The following is a 17,645-nucleotide window of genomic DNA, read 5'->3' on the forward strand; positions in this document are numbered from 1 at the left end:
TTAGACACTTGTAACTAGGCTTGCAGATTTAAGTGATGAAAACCCTTATTTATCAAAGGGTTGCGAAATAACTTTAGCGAGCGATAGGCTTCAAATCCCTATCTCTCCGCCACACTCTAAGCCCTAGCAGAAATGCTAGGGTTTTTTCCGTTTCTGCATCACAGGTTAAAAAATAATAGTGTCGAATATTGCCTTTTTCCTTCCATAGTTACCAATACTTGAGCTAATCCATAGTTCGCTAAATTAGCAAGCGAGCTGACATGTTTTTGTCCAGAAATGTTTCAGCGCTATCCCTGCTAACTGCTATCCCTGCTAACACAATTTGTTATCACGATGAGACAATACTTTTATCAATATCTAACTGAAAGGCTTCCAACATCACCTCGAACTCCCTAAGCGCAGCGGTAGTGGTCAGCTCTTTCCTTGCTACCTGTTCTCTTAATAGCTCGACCTGACGTTTTGCTAGATTAACACTCGACTTTAGAGAAACTGCATTGTAAACCTCTGTATAGCCATGAATATCAGCAAATGCGAGGTCAATGTAAGTATCTAGAGAACTCAATTGCGTATGACCTGTCCATTGCTGAAGCTGCATTTTAAATGTTTGTGTATGAAGCAAATGTTTTCGGAAATCATCTTTATCATTCACTTCTTTAGAGGCAAGAATAAGTTCCTTAAGCTTGTCTGTAATGAATGCGTGCCTCCACAGGTGTGGATGTAACTCCCCCTCGATGCCAAGCTCTTTTTTCCAAGCGTTCATGTACGTTATCCATGAGCCAGCAGATAAGGGGTGACCTGTGGTTAAGCTGATAAAGAGGTAGTCATGCTGAACCTTTTTCTTCCTCATCGCTTTCTTACGAACTTTGACGTAATCGGCAATCATTGATAACAAAAGGTGTGGCACAGGAATCTTTCGAGTGCTGTTATCGTCCCTACGCTTCAGAGTGGTGAGAGTGAGCATACCTGTGCGTCTAGCTTCCTCATAATCGGTCATTTTAATCAAGTGAAGCTCCGATACACGACCACCTAGTTGCTCCATTGCAGCGTATAACGCCATGTCCCTTCTGCGCTTATCTTTGTTTTTCTGAATCTTTATAAACTCCCACACACGCAAGGCATCATCTTCCGAAACAGGGTGACGTTTCTTGATCTCATCTTTTGTTGGTACAGCAGGGTGCGTAATTTTAGTGCCTTCAATGAACCCTTTATAGCCTTCCTGTTTGCGCTTGTAATGTTTTTCAAGTATCTGAATTGAGTTACCTTTATCTTTGCCAATAAAAGCGCTTAAATCATGGAAGCCTTGGACAAACTCCAAAAAATCCAGACAGGTGTGTGCAATCTTTATAACTGAGTTATTCTTGCGTTTTAGCTCGCCAAGCGGCGTTCTCTCAGCCTGTAGTGACTGAACGAAAAGGGTGAATGTTGCGTCTGTAAGTTGACTAAACCGACTCAGCATTGGCTGTTTTTCAATAAAATGAACCAAGTGGATGATATCGTGGGCATATCCTCGAATAGTGTCGCTTTTTAAGTTTCTCACCATCAAACTATGGATGTAGCCATTGGCTTCATAGCAAGGAGTATGATCGCTGTAGGTTACGAAAGGAATATCCAATGGCTTACGAAAGACAAGCTTGCCATCAAACCCAAGGTGACTCCATTGCTCAAAGCCTTCAAGCTTACGAACCGCCATCATACCTCTCCATTCAGTGTGAAATTCATCTGCGCTTCAATCTTCCGATTGTGCTCTCGATAAAGCTCCCGTCGCTCTTCTACTGTTCCTTCATGCATCGCCAGTTGCTTTAGTCTAGAGCGCAGCTCTGAGACCATAACGGTTAGTAAAGAATTGCTGCGCTGTGCTGTATCCAGCTCTGATTCAAGCTCAGCAACTTTGTGCTTTAAACCCACTACGGTTTGCTTGTTGCCTTTGGAGGCTTTCTCAACGTGATGTGCAGCCTCTATCGCCAGTTTTGCATTAATACGAAGCTCATCTAAGGATAAGAAGCCTCTCTCTAGAAGTGCTTCTGAGATGTTTTTTACTGTGTTTAGCGAGCACGACGTGATATTACGCTCTTCATTCTGGTATTTAGCGATACCAGATTGAGACTTGAGCGCTTTTAGTAGTTCTTCATCATTTTTAAACTCAGCAGGGATTGTGATGATTTCCCTTAACAGCTTTTCTGTTTCAAGTACCTTGGTTTGGTTTTTCTCTAAAACTTTCATTTTCACAATCCTTAATCAAGGTCACTGATTTTTAAAATTAGATTAAAGGTTTGAGTTGTATTTCCATCAGCATCTTCGATGGTAAAGAACTCTGGCTCAAGCGTGATTCGACCTTCTTCTAAAAGCTGAATAACCTCTGTTTCAATGTCCTGTTCTTTTTGAAGTTGGCTTATATGAGGGACGGTTAGATAAGACTCATCATCGTAATCTTCTGCTGCTTCACTCAGTGATTCTATAGTGATTGGTGTTGAGCTATCACCAGTCAGGTGTTCTGCAATGATTTTACGAACCTCTTCTATCCCTTCGAGCTTCGCAAGCTCAGAGGTAGAATCAACCACACCACGAACAATTACACTAGCTTTAGCCCCGTTTAGGACCGCCCCAGTTTCCGATTCAGAGATATAGTGATATAGATGTTCCATGTCTGAATGTCCGAGCATCCAACGCAGGGCATCCATACCATCGAACCCTTTAGACCAGAAGAATGTCATTGCAAAGAAACGTCTTAATTGGTGCTGACGAACGTAATTACGGCGGTATTCACCGTTGTCATACTGTACCAAGTCCGTTTCGACGTAATCGCATAAGGCATCAAAGTGTGCGTTATAAGTCGTGTGGACTACCTGACTTAACTGGCAACGCATTGAGTGATCCGCACCACCAGTTTTGGACACCTAATTAAGTGAGTACAATCACTAATGAGGTGAACCATGACAAACAAGAAAAAACGTATTCTCCATTCTGCTGAATTTAAAGCAGAAGCACTGAAGCTAGCAGAAAAGCTGGGAGTAGCTACGGCAGCGCAACATCTCTCGTTACACGAATCCCAGATCTACGGTTGGCGTAAAGCAGCCAAGAAAGATACTAGCACCAGTCAGCGGGAAAAAGATCTAGCCGCTGAAGTCGCAAAGCTCAAAAGGCAATTGGCCGAGCAAGCTGAAGAGCTAGATATCGTAAAAAAGGCCGCCACCTACTTCGCGAAAAATCTAAAGTAGATAGCTACGAATTTATGCTCGAACACCTGCTGTGCTTCAGTGCTGTCCGCATGGCTAAGGTGTTCGGGGTTTCACGAAGTGGGTTTTATTACTGGATTAAGCATCGCCACAAGGCCACTCAGCGCGAGGTAACTCGCCAAGAGCTTGATACGAAGGTCAAAAAGGCTTTTGACAACAGCAAAGGCCGTGATGGTTCAAGGCGTATCCAGAAAGAGCTGGCAGAGAACGGTGATAGCCGTAATGTTAAAACCATTGCCGCTAGTATGAAGCGTCAGGATTTAACGCCGAAAGCGGCACGTAAGTTTAGGTGCACTACGGATAGCAAACATAAAATGCCAGTTGCTCCGAACCTGCTAGCTCAGGATTTTAACGCGGAGGCTCCGAATCAAAAGTGGGCGGGAGACATCACCTATGTTGCGACAAGTGAAGGCTGGCTGTATTTGGCGGTAATTATTGACCTTTATTCAAGGCAAGTAGTCGGCTGGTCTATGGATACCAGAATGACCGCAACACTGGTCTGCGATGCATTATCAATGGCCTTGTTCCGTCGTGGGTTCCCTGAGCAGGTGATCGTTCATAGTGACCGAGGTAGTCAGTACTGCTCAAAAGATTATCGAGACATCATAACCGCTTATAATCTAAAGCAAAGTATGAGTAGGAAAGGAAACTGCTGGGATAATGCTTGTGTTGAGAGCTTCTTCCATTCAATGAAGGTTGAAGCGATCCAATATGAGCCGATCATGACGCGAGACGAGATGCGTCAAACGCTCTTTGAATACATCGAGGTTGATTATAATCGGACAAGAAGGCACAGTGCTCTTGGGTATCTAAGTCCAGTTAACTTTGAAAATAAAAATGTCGCTTAATGAAGTGTCCAGTCTGGCTGGAGCAGATCAGTTAAGATAGAGAGCGCGCAATTAACCAGATCGGATGAAAAGCTCGCAGGGTTCTTACGGAAAGGTGAGGTAGCCCATTGAAGGTTGCTGCTTTGGACTCTTGTTAATTCATTCCCAGTAAAGTAACTGAATTTAACCCCAAGCAACTCCCAACAAACCCTCTCGATATCATTTTTTTCCAGTACACGTAGATCACTAGAATCCTCTTCTGATTTTGCAGAAACAGCGTGATATATAATACCTTGAGGGGAGTCTATCGTGAGCAACTGATCCGTTGTCATGATAATCGGTTCTTTCGTATGAGGGTGGGTAGGGTGTTTAACCCCAAGGGTTTTAGCAACTTTCTGCGTAAAATTTAAAGGGAAGAGAGGAAATTGTTCTCTGATATCAACTACACGGTTCGAAAACTCAGCAAGATAAAAGTGCTCACTTTCTATTGAGGACATCATATGGTGGTCTCTTTGAGATTTCCTACCGTAAATCAGCGAGCGTATACCCTTAGATTTGACATCCTGAATCCTAAGCCAAGGTTTATAGTTAGCGCCTTGGCCTATACCGTATTTGTTCTTTAAGTGCCGTTGATAATCATCCAACGACTCAATTTTTCGGCCATGTCCCATGCTAAATCCAATAAAGTTCGCCTAAACTAATCATAGTAAGCAGAGCTACTACGGGCAAACTTTATTGTCTCAAAATGCTCTTGCGGGCAGACTTTAGTGCTTACGGGCGAACTTTATTGTTTCTACACAGAATTACACCCACTGTCCGGCGACATAGCCGCTTGACCAACACCATTGGAAATTATAGCCGCCAAGCCAGCCCGTTACATCCATTACCTCACCAATAAAATAGAGGCCCGGAACCGATTTGCATTCCATGGTTTTCGATGAGAGGCAATCGGTGTCTACGCCACCTAATGTGACTTCGGCTGTGCGATAACCTTCAGTACCATTGGGAAGAATCGGCCAATGTTGTAAGTCGTGTTCGATAGCGGTTATTTCGTGTGGGTTTAACTGTTTGAGCGGTTTATCGACAAAAGCTTTGCGCTCAATCAGTACTTCAACTAAACGCTTAGGCAGTACTTTCGCGAGTGTATTTTTTAAGCTTTGATTTGGGTGTGCTTCACGTGATTCATTTAATAGCCGCTCGATGTCTACTTCCGGCACTAAGTTGATACTGACCTTCTGCCCCGCTTTCCAGTAAGAAGAAATTTGCAACACCGCCGGCCCAGATAAACCACGATGAGTAAACAGCAGTGCTTCTTTAAACACTGTGCCATCTTCAGTAGTGATTTCAGTTGGAATGGCAATGCCGGCCAGTTCGGCGAAATCTTCTTTATCTTGTTTATGCAGTGTAAAAGGCACGAGCCCGGCCGTGGTTGGGATCACCGCCAGTCCAAACTGCTCTGCAATTTTGTAACCAAAAGGAGTCGCACCAAGCTTGGGCATCGACAAGCCACCCGTTGCGACCACCAGTGACTGGCATTGGATCGGCCCGTCATTGGTGGTGAGCTGAAAGCCGTTTGGCACCTTATCTATCGATTGAATCTCGACTTGATAACGCTGCTTGACCGTCGGTAAATCGCACTCTTTTAGCAACATATTGACGATGTCCTTCGCCGAATCAAGGCAAAAGAGCTGGCCATGATCGCGCTCTTCAAACGCAATATTGTATTTACTGACCAGCGAGATAAAGTCCCACTGGCTGTACTGCGATAACGCTGATTTAACGAAATGGGGATTGCGGCATAAGTAGTTAGCGGCCGATAGTTCATAATTGGTGAAATTACAGCGACCGCCACCTGAGATCAAAATTTTACGGCCAGGCTTTTTGGCATGATCGAGAACGCATACGCTGCGCCCGCGCAGGCCAGCTTGCGCGGCGCACATTAGCCCGGCGGCGCCAGCACCAATAACGACAACATCAAACGACTGACTCATGCTTTCACCTTCATTTAACTAGACGCATACGCACCTAATGACAAACAAAAAGGATGCAGCGCTAGTAGCGTACATCCTTATCAATGGGGGACATTTTAACGACTAATTGAGTGAAGACAAGGTTAATCCACCAGCGACGGTATTAGACGAGCTGCTCGGCAAGCTCGCGCCCTTTTCCGCGAACGGCGTCAATTGTTTCAGCAAATGTGGCAGATATTGCCAGCACACGAGCATCTGGGTGCTCAGCCAGAAATAAGCGTTTTTCTTTTTCGGTCAGGATATCCCATTGATGGTGGATATCACGGGCAAAATGCAATACACGGGCAAGTTTTGGTGAAAGCTGCGCTTTTTCTGGCTGCGCAGAGTAGGCGATCGCATCGACCATCTCATCAGGAAACTTCCAAGCTTTGGCTAGCTTCGCCCCCAGTACATTAGCATCGGTATGGATGATTTGCTGTTGTGCTTCTAGTTCAACTTCACCAGCATCAACACAAAGACGAATTTTCAACGCTTCTTGCGGCGCTAATGTGTGGATCATCAATTGGCCAATGTTGTGCAATATTCCGGTAGTAAAAACGCTATTGGCATCGAGTTTACAAGCGGCCCCCAGTTTGCTGGCGATAATGGCAATTTCAAAGGTATCGGACCAATATTGCTGCAGATCCAAGGTGTCAATTTTAGGAAAAGCACTGGATAATACCGATGCCACCACCATAGTTCTCACCGAGCCACTTCCGACACGAATCACCGCATCATTGATAGAGGCCACTGTGCGGCTTCCGCCAAAATGTGCCGAATTTGCAAGGCGAAGCAGCCGCGCACTCAACACTTGTTCCATGGCAATTTTTTTTGTGAGCGCACCAAAATCGACCTCTTCCTTATTAACCATTTCGAGTAGTTCTTGTAATACTTGTTGAATACGAGGTAACTCATTCAAACGTGCGAGCAGTGCTTTTTCATCCATTATTTTTCTCCTTTCGATTGCTCTTGCTAATAATAGTCGCCGTACAATGAAGATGCATAATAGTGAAGAAATAAGTCGATGACTTTATACAGACGATAAAAAAGGAGCACGATAGCTCCTTTAATCAATACAATGACTGGCTCAGTTATACGATACAAGCCGCGAAGGTTGTCACCGCCAGCAATGACATCGACAAGATAAACAGCGCTCTAACGCGATCACACTTACCCGTAAATAGGGGATCGTGGTGATGGTGATACTCTTTACCTTTCAAATAGTGGAAAAGACGAACCTGCTTTGTGACATTACCGTGAGTGGTAAAAAAGCCACCGCCATCCACTTGTTGATAAAGCAATGGATGAGCTTCGCGCATGATGTAAATAAGTGAGCGTAGCGCAGTAAGATACCTGGCTAGGTTAACCCCAGTGACCAGCATTAGCGCAAATAAAATTGTATCCCCAGTGATCATCTTTTCCTCCCTACACCTTTGCATAGAACCCAAAGAAAAAGACGATCGCTTCATACTCTTTCTGCTGCGATTACACAGCTTGGGTATCCATTACAGAAGATGAGCCAGCTTTTGCCATTGCGGCTAGGTCTTTGTCGATGAAGAACAGCGCCTTACCATCATCACCCACAAGCTCTAGCTTATCTAAAATCCCTTTAAACAACTTCTCTTCTTCATGTTGCTCCGCAACGTACCACTGAAGGAAGTTAAACGTTGAGTAGTCTTGAGATGTGAACGCCGCATGAGCGAGTTTATTAATCTGCTGAGTAATCATCTGCTCATGTTGATAAGTTTCGCGAAACACTTCACCAAGGCTCGTAAACTTATGTTTTGGCGCTGCGATCGCACCAAGGATAGGCAGTGCACCCGTTTCACTCACGTAGGTGAATAAACGCTGCATGTGCTGCATTTCTTCTACGGCATGAGCGCGTAAAAACTCGGCAGCACCTTCAAATCCTTTATCTTCACACCAAGCACTCATTTGTAAGTATAGATTGGATGAAAAAAATTCCAGATTAATTTGTTCATTCAGTTTTTCAACCATAGCTTGTGACAACATGTCGACTCCTAGTTTATGTAACGATTTGAATTGACTATACCATGAACCTCACCATAACACTTTGAGTCAGGTATGCGGATATGAGATCACGACGACAAAAAACTCTCGGCCTCAGTGCTAATCTTTAATCAGTACCCCATCAGGAGATAATACAATGAGTTATCAACATATTTTGGTTGCCATTGATCTTTCAGAAGACAGTAAACTCTTAGTCGACAAAGCTGTTGCACTGGCAAAACCACTCGATGCTGACGTTTCTTTCATTCACATTGATGTCAACTATGCCGAGCTGTATACCGGACTCATTGATATCAATTTAGCAGAAACTCAACATCACGCGATGGAAGCGTCACAAAAGCAGCTGCAAGCCTTAGCGGAACACGCGCAATACCCTATCCGCCATACACTAGTAGGCAGCGGCGACCTCAGTAATGAGCTATGCGAAACCATCGCTGAATTCAGTGTTGATTTGGTGGTCTGCGGTCATCATCAAGATTTTTGGAGCAAGTTACTCTCATCCACTCGGCAACTGATTAACTGTTCGCCAGTCGATATGCTTGTAATACCACTTCACGACTGACGACAAGCCAAAACTCGGTTAGACTGCAGGTTATTTACTGTTCAGCGTTGTTTGTTATGGCCTATCTCTCTGCAGTCACCCTACTTTGGGCATTTTCATTTAGCTTGATCGGCGTTTATCTCGCCGGTCAAGTTGATTCTTGGTTCGCGGTTTGGATGCGCGTTGCATTAGCGAGCTTAGTATTTCTACCTTTGATCAGGTTTAAAACCGTTCCCGCTCCGTTGATCGCTAAGTTGATGACCATTGGTGGAATCCAACTGGGCCTGATGTACTGTTTCTACTATCAATCATTTTTACTGCTATCGGTTCCTGAAGTTTTGCTGTTTACGGTGTTTACACCAATCTACGTCACGCTGATCTACGATCTACTGAAAGGCCGCTTTTCTCCGTGGTACTTAGTGACGGCGGCCATTGCCGTAATCGGTGCCGTTTTTATTAAATTTGCAGCAATAAACGAGCACTTTTTGCTGGGTTTTTTGGTGGTGCAAGGGGCTAACCTCTGTTTTGCTATCGGCCAAGTGGCTTATAAATACGTCATGGAAAAAGAGACCATCACTTTAGCGCAACACAGCGTATTCGGTTATTTCTACTTAGGTGCATTGGTGGTAGCAAGCGTGGCATTTTTACTGTTTGGTAATAGTGAAAAACTGCCCACTACCTCTTTGCAATGGGGTATTTTGATCTACTTAGGGGTAATTGCTTCTGGGCTTGGTTACTTCGTGTGGAACAAAGGAGCCTGTTTAGTCAACGCAGGCGCATTAGCGATTATGAATAATGCGCTGGTTCCCGCCGGATTAGTGGTGAATATTCTGATTTGGAATCGCGACGTAGATTTAATGCGCCTTGCAATTGGCGGCGTGATCATTTTGTTCTCACTGTGGGTCAATGAAACTTGGGTAAAGCGCAAAGTCCCTGCCAGCCGTACTCACTGAATAAGGTTGAGCGTTAAAAATAACAAAGCCCGCAATCATCGCGGGCTTTGTTGTTGAAAAAGGGGCTATCGTGGCTCGGTTTAACTCACCATCTGTTTTCAGTAAACCATCTATTTTTAGTAAACTATCTGTTTTTAGTGAATCTGCCGTTGTAGTGAACGTTCACTAACCGAAGAAATTCGTTGATTCACATCGGCAAACTTTACTTGTAATACAGGGTGTTTCTTTAACAGTTTTTGCTGCTGTTTCAGCACTTTTTCTAACTTCTTCAGTACTTTTTTTTGTTTTTTTAACGCTTTCTTGTTCTGTTTTTCCGATCGCTTGGCGGCCTTTTTACCTTTGTCCGTCATGCCATTTGACGTACCAGAGCGCAGTTGTTTCTTCCCTTCCGAAACAAGATTTGTCGATGCACTCGGAATAGCAGCAGGCTTACACAGCGTGTTTTTATCCGATGATGAACGAGCACATGAGCGACAAAGAAATTTTGGCGCAGCCACAATCTGATGGATATCCCCAAGCTGGCTAGTAATATCGTGTCGGTTCAATTTGCATAAACGCTTATTCATGTACGCCTCGATCACGAATAGGAATAATTATTAGTTAGATATACAATTCCAAACACGATTAAGCAAGCACTAAATTACATCTATGGGCCACGAGATTTTCTCGCCAAAGCTAACGTATTGAATGCGTTAGACCATCGCCGCTTTCACATACACATCAAAACGATTTTTCTTGGTTTCAATTGCCATACTCGGCTTTTGTTTGTCTAACCAATCGGCATAGTCAGGGCGCTTCACCACCACGCGTTTGGTCGCCAAACTCAAGGCTGGGTTTAATAATGCATCAGCATCTAAGTCAGCGCCCACCAGCGATTGAAAGACGCGCATCTCCTTTTTTACCAAAGCCGTTTGTTTTTTACTTTCCGGGTGCGGGTACATGGGGTCAAGATACACCACATCTGGCTTTACAAAATCTTCATCTTGCGCCAGTTTTTCGAGCGCATCATGACTCGAAGCGTGAAGTAACGACATTCGCTCGCTTACCCAGCCGCCAATCTCTGCATCTTGCTTGGCACGCTCTAAACCATCATCAAGCAGCGCGGCCACAACGGGATGCCGCTCGACCATTTGAACTTTACAGCCGAGCGAGGCCAACACAAAAGCATCACGACCTAACCCTGCCGTTGCATCTAACACGGTCGGTGTCGCTCCTTTGTTTAGTCCAGCAGCTTTAGCTATCGACTGACCTTTACCGCCACCAAATTTACGTCGGTGAGCAACCGCCCCCGTGACTAAATCGACATAAATAGCGCCGAGTTTAGGCTCATCCAGTTTACGCAACTCAAGACGATACTGAGTTAATACCAAGGCAAATGGGCTCTCAGCGCATGGTTTTAATCCCCAACGCGCGGCTAATGTATCCAAATGTGCTTGCTGAGCAGGAACTTCGCAAATCAGTTGTAGCTGCAAGTTAACTCCGAAACAAAGGAAATAATGAGGAGGCTTGAGTTTACCCAATTTTCACTGACGTGACTAAAGCTTATCGCTTTTCTTAAACGGCGGCTTACGAGAAACAACGACCAGTGATAAACTGAGCGAACCATTTCAATGATAAGGATGCTGTGATGCAAGCCACTACCGCTAAACTGGACGAACTCGACCGCGCCATTTTAAAAATTTTAATGGACGATGCACGCACGCCCTACGCAGAAATGGCCAAGCAGTTCAACGTTAGTCCTGCCACTATCCATGTTCGCATTGAAAAGATGAAATCGGCCGATATCATTCAGGGTACGGAAGTGATCGTCAATACTAAAAAATTGGGTTATGACGTGTGTTGTTTTATCGGTATCAATCTCAATGCCGCGCGAGACTACCATTCGGCGCTCGCCAAACTCAATGCGCTGGATGAAGTGGTGGAAGCCTATTACACCACAGGAGCCTATAATATTTTTGTGAAGTTAATGTGCCGCTCGATTGAGGAATTACAATTTGTGCTGATCGACAAATTACAGGCAATTGATGAAGTGCAATCCACAGAGACGCTTATTTCCTTGCAGAACCCGATTAACCGAAATGTGAATCCTTAATCACCGAAGCTGCAAACACCACGCAATAAAAAGCCCGAAACTAAATTCCGGGCTATGGCATCGGTACTGATAATAAATTATTTGTTCAGATAAGTTAAAAGCTCTTCAGCCGAAATACCCTGCTTTGCCAATTCCTTCGCCATGATTTCGACTTGCTCGCCTTTACGCGCTTCAATCACTTGTTGAAACTGAAAGACTAAATCACGCAGAACTGGTAATGGTACTTGTTTGGCGGCACTGCGAATACGCTCACTACTTTGGTTGCCTAATTCATTCAGCAATTTTCCGAACATGACCTTTTCTGGAGACTCGTCGAGTTGTTCCCAAATTCGAGCCATTTCATAGGTTGTCATTGACATTGTTGTTTCGTTTCCAAAGTGCAATTGAAATAATTAAGTGGCTAAATATACACCCGTTAAAAAGAATATAAAACAGCAGGTGACAATTTATTAATTCACCACTAATTGATGCCAATAACGCCCTGCTTTAGAAAACAGGATAAACAACGCTGGCGCAATCAGCCACATTTGCAGTGCAATTAATATCTGAGGCTCTAACCCAACACGCTGCATGGTGCCAACTAACAGGCCAGCACCACTCATCTGAAACAAACCAAGCAGTGCTGCGGCGGTTCCCGCACGGTCACCAAATGGCGCCAGTGCTTTTCCTGCGGCCGCTCCCAGAATCCAAGCAAAACCGATTGATGACATAAAAATGGGCAGCATAAAGGCAATCGCCGTTTTCTGTTGTGCCAGCGCGACCATGGTAGTCCCCGCAACCAATAACGTGCCAATTCCAACCACCAGCGCCATATGGGTACCAAACCTATCCATAAATTTCGGCGCACTCAGGCAAGCAACGATATTAATGATGGCATTGAGTCCAAACCAGAAAGTAAATTCATTCATGGTCAATCCATAACCTTCCATTAATACCACTGGGGCAGAAGTGACATAGGCTAAAATAACCGCCATCGCTAACATACATAATGAAGCATGGAAGAGAAAAGATGGTGTTTTCAATACGGACCAGTAACGCGATAACTTAAAGAACGCTTGCTGTTCGGTGGCTTGCGGGTTGGTTTCTTTCATACCAATCACCATCATTAAACCCGCGACCACGGCAAAACCAGCCATAAAGCTGAAGTTACTGCGCCAGCCAAATTGCTGAGTTAACCAACTACCAAGGATTGGCGCTAATGCAGGAATAAAACAGATTGCACCATTTAAGTAGCTGATCATTTTGCCGCTACGTTGTGGGCCAAAAATATCGCGAACTGTTGCAAAAGCCGCTACCGATGTCGCGCACGCACCGAAGCCTTGTAGTAGCCGAGCCATCAGCATCCATTCAATACTTTGAGCGGCCCACGCCAAGCAAGCACTCAATGCATAAATACTGATCCCTCCCAATGCAACAGTTCGACGACCGAGTTTGTCCGCTAGCGGGCCAGCGAAGAGTTGACCGACTCCCATAGCAAACAGAAACCAAGTAATCGTATCTTGTGCATAAGCGTGTTCCACGTGAAACGTTTGAGAAATTTGCGGTAAAGCTGGTAGATAAATATCAATCGCTAACGGGCTAAACAGAACCAACAAAATCAGTAATGCCAATTGACGCTTACTATGCGCGTCAGAGGTTATTTGCTTCACGAAACACTCCAATAATGAGAAAGAACACACTTTTACAACTGAGCTATAATAGAGCAATGATGATATGAATAGAAATGGCTTATACTCATCACAATTATTCCCAAATGGAAATACAGATGAATATAGAAAAATTAGCCAGAATCGATCTTAATTTGCTTGTTTGTCTGTCCGTACTGCTAGAAGAACTGAACGTAACGCGCGCCGCCCATCGCCTCTGTTTGAGTCAATCTGCCGTCAGTAAATCGCTTGCCAAGCTTCGTCAGCAGTTTAATGACCCGTTGTTTATTCGTAATTCACATGGCTTAAAGGCAACGCCGCAAGCGCTCTATCTCAAACCCAAACTCGACACTCTCATCAATCAGCTCGAGCTACTCACTCAACCACAACAATTTTCACCACAAAGCAGTGAATACCGTTTTCATATTGCGGCCGTAGAAAGCGTCTACCCATTGATTCTCCCCCATTTTTTGCCCGCTATTTTCAGCCAAGGCCCAAACCTCAACATCAACACTCACTCATGGAACGATCAAACCTTTAAGAAATTGCAGCTTGGTGAGTTGGATTTAGGCATTACCGGCAAGGACATTGATATCAATGATGCCAAATTAACAATGCTGCCACCCAGTGATATCTGTGAGCAAGAGATCTATCGAGATAGCCAAATGTGCGTGGTACGTAAAGACCACCCAGCATTACGAGACAATTGGACGTTAGAGCGCTATTTATCGCTACGTCATGTACAAGTGCGCTGCGATGGTAACGATCGCTGGCTACTCGACTATCGCTTGGCGGATATCGGCCGAGAAAGGGACATCGCAATTACAGTACCGGATTTTAATAGTGCCGCCAGCCTTTGTACTTATACTGATTTTATCTTTACCGCGCCGAGCCACTTCACCCACCTAGTAGCCAAGCAGATGGATCTCGTCGTGTTGCCATTACCGATGGAATTTCCACCTATGGCTTATACGTTATTTTGGCACAGAGACAGAGAAAGTGACCCCGCATTGAGCTGGTTAAGGCAGATGATCCAAACCAAAACACTGCATCTCAGATGAAGCTGCGGTTTGCGCCAGTTCGATAAAAAGAGTAGCTTATTGAAGCTCGTCCCCATCGCCACAACCCCATAGACACAATAGTAAAGTCAGGGTTCGCTATGGATTTGCACAGTTCCCTACAACGGACGGTTATGAGAAAGGATATAACACAGATGCATGATTCAATCGCACAACGCGTATCAGCCTTACGTGGCTGGCTCACACAGCAAGGGCTTGATGCCATCATCATTCCACACGAAGATGAATATCTCGGGGAATATGTACCGCAACACAACGAACGCCTGCATTGGTTAACTGGTTTTACTGGCTCGGCAGGCGCGGCAGTAATCACCCACGATAACGCGGCTATTTTTGTGGATGGCCGCTATACAGTGCAAGTTCGTAAACAAGTGCCAGAGGCAACCTTTGAGTACCGTCACTTGATTGAAGAGCCCGTTCTCGATTGGCTCCAAAGCGCATTGGTCTCAGGTAGTAAAGTGGGATTTGATCCGCGCATGCATCGAGCAAGCTGGCTTAAAGCAGCACAGGCAAAATTGTCTGATGAGTTACAGCTTATTGCCGTCGGCAGTAACCCAATCGATGAATTATGGAAGGACCGTCCTAGCGCTGCAATTTCAGCAGTGCGCTTGATGGGTAATGAACTCGTCGGTATCAGTAGCCATGATAAGCGTGAGCAAATAGCTCATCAGCTGAGTAAGAAAAAGATTGATGCGGCGGTACTGACAGAACTTGATTCCATCTGCTGGCTGCTAAATATCCGTGGCCTTGATGTTTCCCGATTACCAGTATTACTTTCCCATGCCATTATTTATGCTGACTCCAGCGTCGATTTCTTCCTTGACCCTGCTCGTCTTCCTGCGGAATTTGACAAGCATGTCGGTGGCGGCGTTCGCGTTCACCATCCAGATCAATTAGAAAAGCAGCTTAACTTACTCGCAGGTAAAAAGGTGATGATCGATCCTGCTACCAGTAATGCATGGTTTACGCTGACTTTACAAAATTCCGCTGCTGAAATCATTAATGACGCCGATCCGTGCTTACTGCTAAAAGCGGCAAAAAATGCAACCGAAGTCTCTGGAATGAAAGCGTGCCACGTGCGTGATGGTGTGGCGATGACGAAATTTCTTGCTTGGTTGGATAATGAAGTGGCTAGCCAAAGACTGCACGACGAAGGCTATTTATCTGACCGCTTACAAGCATTTAGAGAGGAAGATCCAACTCTAGCCGATCTTAGTTTTGATACTATTTCAGCGGCAGGCAGTAATGCAGCTATGTGCCATTACAACCACATCAACCAAGTAAAACCAGGACAATTAGCTCAAGACTCACTTTATCTTGTCGATTCTGGCGGTCAATATTGTGATGGTACGACTGATATTACGCGTACCATTGCCATTGGTAACCCCAGTGAAGAGATGAAAAAACAGTTCACTTTAGTGCTTAAAGGTCATATTGCGCTAGCCAGAGCACGCTTTCCAAAAGGCACTTGTGGTCATCAGCTTGATGTACTTGCCCGTCAGCACCTATGGGCTAATGGCTTCGATTATGATCATGGCACTGGTCATGGAGTCGGCCACTTTTTGAGTGTCCATGAAGGGCCACAACGCATCAGCAAAGTTTTCAACAACGTCGCACTGCTTCCGGGTATGGTACTGTCGAACGAGCCCGGTTATTACCGTGCCGATGCGTTTGGCATTCGTATAGAAAACTTAGAACTGGTGGTCGAAGTTGAAACACAAGGTGATTTCTCTGTGTTGGGGTTTGAGTCTCTCACGCGTTGCCCGATTGATAAGCGCGCGATCAACATCAATATGTTAACTCGACCAGAGCTCACATGGCTAAATGACTATCATCAAAAAGTATGGGATCAAGTTGGTCCACTCGTTGAGGGTGATAACAAAGCGTGGTTGCGCCAAGCGACGCTAACTATTGAGCATGATTAAACTTCAACATGATAAAACAAATGTGCTGTAAGCAGTCTCTGTGTAGTAACTTAACCTAGAAAGATGAAAGGCGACTTCGGGTCGCCTTTACTTTAACTTATGATTCTCTTAACTCGAACTCACCTTAATTAGCCAAATCACCATACTTTAATGAATGCATCCATATGTTTCACGTGAAACGTGCAAGCCATGACCTCATCCAGAATAGGCAGCATGCCAATCTCGCCACACAACTTCAAAGCCTTGCCCTTTAACAGCGGCGGCAACTTGTGCGGCTGTACGTTCATCGCTAATCACAAATTGCTCAAGCTCGGCCTCTTGCATTGCATAACCTCCAGGCTGTGTTTTTGATCCCGCCGATATGCTGGTGATCCCCAGTGGAATGAGCTTATCCCTAAAGTGCGCCGATTCGCGGGTAGAAAGCGAGAGTTCCACTTCTGAATTTAGCAAGCGAAATGCACAGATGAGCTGAACCAGTTGCTTGTCAGACATAACCGATTTAGGTTGCAGGCCACCTTCACAAGGTCGCAAGCGAGGAAACGAAATCGAATAGCGCGTCTTCCAATATCTCTTTTCAAGATAATCCAGGTGAGCGGCCACGTAAAAACAATCGGCCCGCCAATCTTCCAAGCCAATCAAAGCGCCAAGACCAATCTTATCAATCCCCGCCCGGGCAAGTCGGTCCGGTGTTTCAAGGCGAAAGTTAAAATCCATTTTGTTGCCTCGCAGATGATGTAAAGCGTACGTCGATGGATGATAAGTCTCTTGATATACCATTACCGCATCTAAACCTAAGCTCTTTAGCTCCGCATAGTGCGCTTGCTGAAGCGGTTGAACCTCCATAGCAACATAGCTGACTTGACGCTTTATCAACGGCAGTATCTGCCGGAAATAGTTCATGCCTACTTTGGTTTCATGCTCACCGGTTACCAACAACACATTATCAAACTGCATCTGCTTGATAACTGCCAATTCACGTTCAACTTCATGCAAACTTAATGTACGCCGCTTGATGCGATTCTCCATCGAAAATCCACAATAAGTGCACGCATTGGCACACAAATTTGAAAGATAAAGCGGGATATAAAAAGAAAGAGTATTGCCAAAGCGTTGCCTCGTCAGTGAGTAAGAAAGTTGCGCTAACTGCTCGATATAAGGATCAGCAGCAGGAGAGATTAATGCCTTGAAATCCTCCAAATCGCGCTTCTCTTTATGCAATGCTCGCTCGACATCTGACGCTGTTTTGGAACGGATTGATAACGCAATATCGTCCCAATCGAGTTGTTTGAAACGTTCTAAAAAGCTCATC

General features: G+C 44.9%; 18 protein-coding genes and 1 pseudogene. 6 read left to right on the plus strand and 13 right to left on the minus strand.

The window, feature by feature from the left end:
• Positions 1-328: 328 nt before the first annotated feature.
• From N5E84_RS12905 to N5E84_RS12915, 3 genes and pseudogenes are all read right to left on the minus strand, one after another.
• On the minus strand, positions 329-1,690 hold the full coding sequence (locus N5E84_RS12905) for a tyrosine-type recombinase/integrase (RefSeq protein WP_019283382.1): 1,362 nt from the start codon (positions 1,688-1,690) through the stop codon (positions 329-331).
• Positions 1,690-2,220 (minus strand): hypothetical protein, encoded by a 531-nt coding sequence (locus N5E84_RS12910; protein ID WP_019283381.1) that lies wholly within the window; start codon positions 2,218-2,220, stop codon positions 1,690-1,692. The genes N5E84_RS12905 and N5E84_RS12910 overlap by 1 nt, the downstream gene beginning before the upstream one ends.
• 11 nt (positions 2,221-2,231) lie before the next feature.
• Positions 2,232-2,870, minus strand: a pseudogene (locus tag N5E84_RS12915) (integrase); the annotation flags it as partial.
• A 60-nt stretch (positions 2,871-2,930) separates the two neighbouring features.
• On the opposite strand from N5E84_RS12915, the gene N5E84_RS12920 reads away from it, so the two are divergent.
• A protein-coding gene (locus N5E84_RS12920; RefSeq protein WP_095661212.1) for an IS3 family transposase occupies positions 2,931-4,081 on the plus strand; the annotation gives its coding sequence in 2 pieces (ribosomal slippage) (positions 2,931-3,174 and positions 3,174-4,081; 1,152 coding nt in all).
• On the opposite strand, the gene N5E84_RS12925 is transcribed toward N5E84_RS12920, so the two are convergent.
• The 5 genes from N5E84_RS12925 to ftnA all read right to left on the minus strand — a co-directional run bounded on the left by N5E84_RS12925 (position 4,078) and on the right by ftnA (position 8,082).
• On the minus strand, positions 4,078-4,731 hold the full coding sequence (locus N5E84_RS12925) for a TnsA endonuclease N-terminal domain-containing protein (RefSeq protein ID WP_232513662.1): 654 nt from the start codon (positions 4,729-4,731) through the stop codon (positions 4,078-4,080). The genes N5E84_RS12920 and N5E84_RS12925 overlap by 4 nt on opposite strands.
• Positions 4,732-4,863: 132 nt before the next feature.
• Complete coding sequence (locus N5E84_RS12930) at positions 4,864-6,051, minus strand: NAD(P)/FAD-dependent oxidoreductase (protein WP_019282128.1); 1,188 nt, start codon at positions 6,049-6,051, stop codon at positions 4,864-4,866.
• Positions 6,052-6,193: 142 nt separating this feature from the next.
• Positions 6,194-7,015, minus strand: coding sequence for an HDOD domain-containing protein (locus N5E84_RS12935; RefSeq protein WP_019282127.1), 822 nt, complete (start codon positions 7,013-7,015; stop codon positions 6,194-6,196).
• Between the two features lie 145 nt (positions 7,016-7,160).
• The gene (gene uspB, locus N5E84_RS12940) at positions 7,161-7,484 is read right to left on the minus strand and encodes a universal stress protein UspB (RefSeq protein WP_029388213.1); all 324 of its coding nucleotides are present in this window, start codon (positions 7,482-7,484) and stop codon (positions 7,161-7,163) included.
• 70 nt (positions 7,485-7,554) lie between these two features.
• On the minus strand, positions 7,555-8,082 hold the full coding sequence (gene ftnA, locus N5E84_RS12945; protein ID WP_013855622.1) for a non-heme ferritin: 528 nt from the start codon (positions 8,080-8,082) through the stop codon (positions 7,555-7,557).
• A 154-nt stretch (positions 8,083-8,236) separates the two neighbouring features.
• On the opposite strand from ftnA, the gene N5E84_RS12950 reads away from it, so the two are divergent.
• Both N5E84_RS12950 and N5E84_RS12955 read left to right on the plus strand, forming a co-directional pair.
• Positions 8,237-8,662, plus strand: coding sequence for a universal stress protein (locus N5E84_RS12950; protein WP_010319581.1), 426 nt, complete (start codon positions 8,237-8,239; stop codon positions 8,660-8,662).
• A gap of 56 nt (positions 8,663-8,718) precedes the next feature.
• Positions 8,719-9,594 (plus strand): carboxylate/amino acid/amine transporter, encoded by an 876-nt coding sequence (locus N5E84_RS12955; RefSeq protein ID WP_069212080.1) that lies wholly within the window; start codon positions 8,719-8,721, stop codon positions 9,592-9,594.
• A 134-nt stretch (positions 9,595-9,728) separates the two neighbouring features.
• On the opposite strand, the gene N5E84_RS12960 is transcribed toward N5E84_RS12955, so the two are convergent.
• Both N5E84_RS12960 and N5E84_RS12965 read right to left on the minus strand, forming a co-directional pair.
• The gene (locus tag N5E84_RS12960; RefSeq protein ID WP_069212081.1) at positions 9,729-10,175 is read right to left on the minus strand and encodes a hypothetical protein; all 447 of its coding nucleotides are present in this window, start codon (positions 10,173-10,175) and stop codon (positions 9,729-9,731) included.
• Between the two features lie 111 nt (positions 10,176-10,286).
• On the minus strand, positions 10,287-11,066 hold the full coding sequence (locus N5E84_RS12965; protein WP_069212082.1) for a class I SAM-dependent methyltransferase: 780 nt from the start codon (positions 11,064-11,066) through the stop codon (positions 10,287-10,289).
• A gap of 155 nt (positions 11,067-11,221) precedes the next feature.
• Between N5E84_RS12965 and asnC the strand changes: the two genes are divergently transcribed.
• A complete protein-coding gene (asnC, locus tag N5E84_RS12970; protein ID WP_010319577.1) occupies positions 11,222-11,686 on the plus strand; it encodes a transcriptional regulator AsnC in 465 nt (154 codons plus the stop codon).
• A gap of 77 nt (positions 11,687-11,763) precedes the next feature.
• On the opposite strand, the gene N5E84_RS12975 is transcribed toward asnC, so the two are convergent.
• Complete coding sequence (locus N5E84_RS12975) at positions 11,764-12,045, minus strand: hypothetical protein (RefSeq protein ID WP_017044523.1); 282 nt, start codon at positions 12,043-12,045, stop codon at positions 11,764-11,766.
• A gap of 90 nt (positions 12,046-12,135) precedes the next feature.
• Complete coding sequence (locus tag N5E84_RS12980; protein WP_010319414.1) at positions 12,136-13,335, minus strand: multidrug effflux MFS transporter; 1,200 nt, start codon at positions 13,333-13,335, stop codon at positions 12,136-12,138.
• 116 nt (positions 13,336-13,451) lie between these two features.
• Between N5E84_RS12980 and N5E84_RS12985 the strand changes: the two genes are divergently transcribed.
• Entirely contained in the window at positions 13,452-14,393 is a 942-nt protein-coding gene (locus N5E84_RS12985; protein WP_026027502.1) for a LysR family transcriptional regulator, read from the plus strand.
• A gap of 152 nt (positions 14,394-14,545) precedes the next feature.
• Positions 14,546-16,336: an aminopeptidase P family protein gene (locus N5E84_RS12990; protein WP_029388212.1), complete on the plus strand. Its 1,791-nt coding sequence runs from the start codon at positions 14,546-14,548 to the stop codon at positions 16,334-16,336.
• Between the two features lie 195 nt (positions 16,337-16,531).
• Here N5E84_RS12990 and thiH read toward each other — a convergent pair whose 3' ends face one another.
• On the minus strand, positions 16,532-17,644 hold the full coding sequence (gene thiH, locus N5E84_RS12995; protein ID WP_019282123.1) for a 2-iminoacetate synthase ThiH: 1,113 nt from the start codon (positions 17,642-17,644) through the stop codon (positions 16,532-16,534).
• Between the last annotated feature and the right edge of the window lies 1 nt (position 17,645).

Source organism: Vibrio sp. J502 (genome assembly GCF_025397955.1).
Classification (GTDB): domain Bacteria; phylum Pseudomonadota; class Gammaproteobacteria; order Enterobacterales; family Vibrionaceae; genus Vibrio; species Vibrio anguillarum.

Excerpts from the sequence above, each read along its gene's own strand:
- N5E84_RS12955 (WP_069212080.1), top strand. The coding sequence starts at position 8,719 with ATGGCCTATCTCTCTGCAGTCACCCTACTTTGGGCATTTTCATTTAGC.
- N5E84_RS12975 (WP_017044523.1), bottom strand. The coding sequence starts at position 12,045 with ATGTCAATGACAACCTATGAAATGGCTCGAATTTGGGAACAACTCGAC.
- N5E84_RS12935 (WP_019282127.1), bottom strand. The coding sequence starts at position 7,015 with ATGGATGAAAAAGCACTGCTCGCACGTTTGAATGAGTTACCTCGTATT.
- N5E84_RS12925 (WP_232513662.1), bottom strand. The coding sequence starts at position 4,731 with ATGGGACATGGCCGAAAAATTGAGTCGTTGGATGATTATCAACGGCAC.
- N5E84_RS12990 (WP_029388212.1), top strand. The coding sequence starts at position 14,546 with ATGCATGATTCAATCGCACAACGCGTATCAGCCTTACGTGGCTGGCTC.
- uspB (WP_029388213.1), bottom strand. The coding sequence starts at position 7,484 with ATGATCACTGGGGATACAATTTTATTTGCGCTAATGCTGGTCACTGGG.
- ftnA (WP_013855622.1), bottom strand. The coding sequence starts at position 8,082 with ATGTTGTCACAAGCTATGGTTGAAAAACTGAATGAACAAATTAATCTG.
- N5E84_RS12905 (WP_019283382.1), bottom strand. The coding sequence starts at position 1,690 with ATGGCGGTTCGTAAGCTTGAAGGCTTTGAGCAATGGAGTCACCTTGGG.
- N5E84_RS12985 (WP_026027502.1), top strand. The coding sequence starts at position 13,452 with ATGAATATAGAAAAATTAGCCAGAATCGATCTTAATTTGCTTGTTTGT.
- thiH (WP_019282123.1), bottom strand. The coding sequence starts at position 17,644 with ATGAGCTTTTTAGAACGTTTCAAACAACTCGATTGGGACGATATTGCG.
- N5E84_RS12930 (WP_019282128.1), bottom strand. The coding sequence starts at position 6,051 with ATGAGTCAGTCGTTTGATGTTGTCGTTATTGGTGCTGGCGCCGCCGGG.
- N5E84_RS12950 (WP_010319581.1), top strand. The coding sequence starts at position 8,237 with ATGAGTTATCAACATATTTTGGTTGCCATTGATCTTTCAGAAGACAGT.
- asnC (WP_010319577.1), top strand. The coding sequence starts at position 11,222 with ATGCAAGCCACTACCGCTAAACTGGACGAACTCGACCGCGCCATTTTA.
- N5E84_RS12910 (WP_019283381.1), bottom strand. The coding sequence starts at position 2,220 with ATGAAAGTTTTAGAGAAAAACCAAACCAAGGTACTTGAAACAGAAAAG.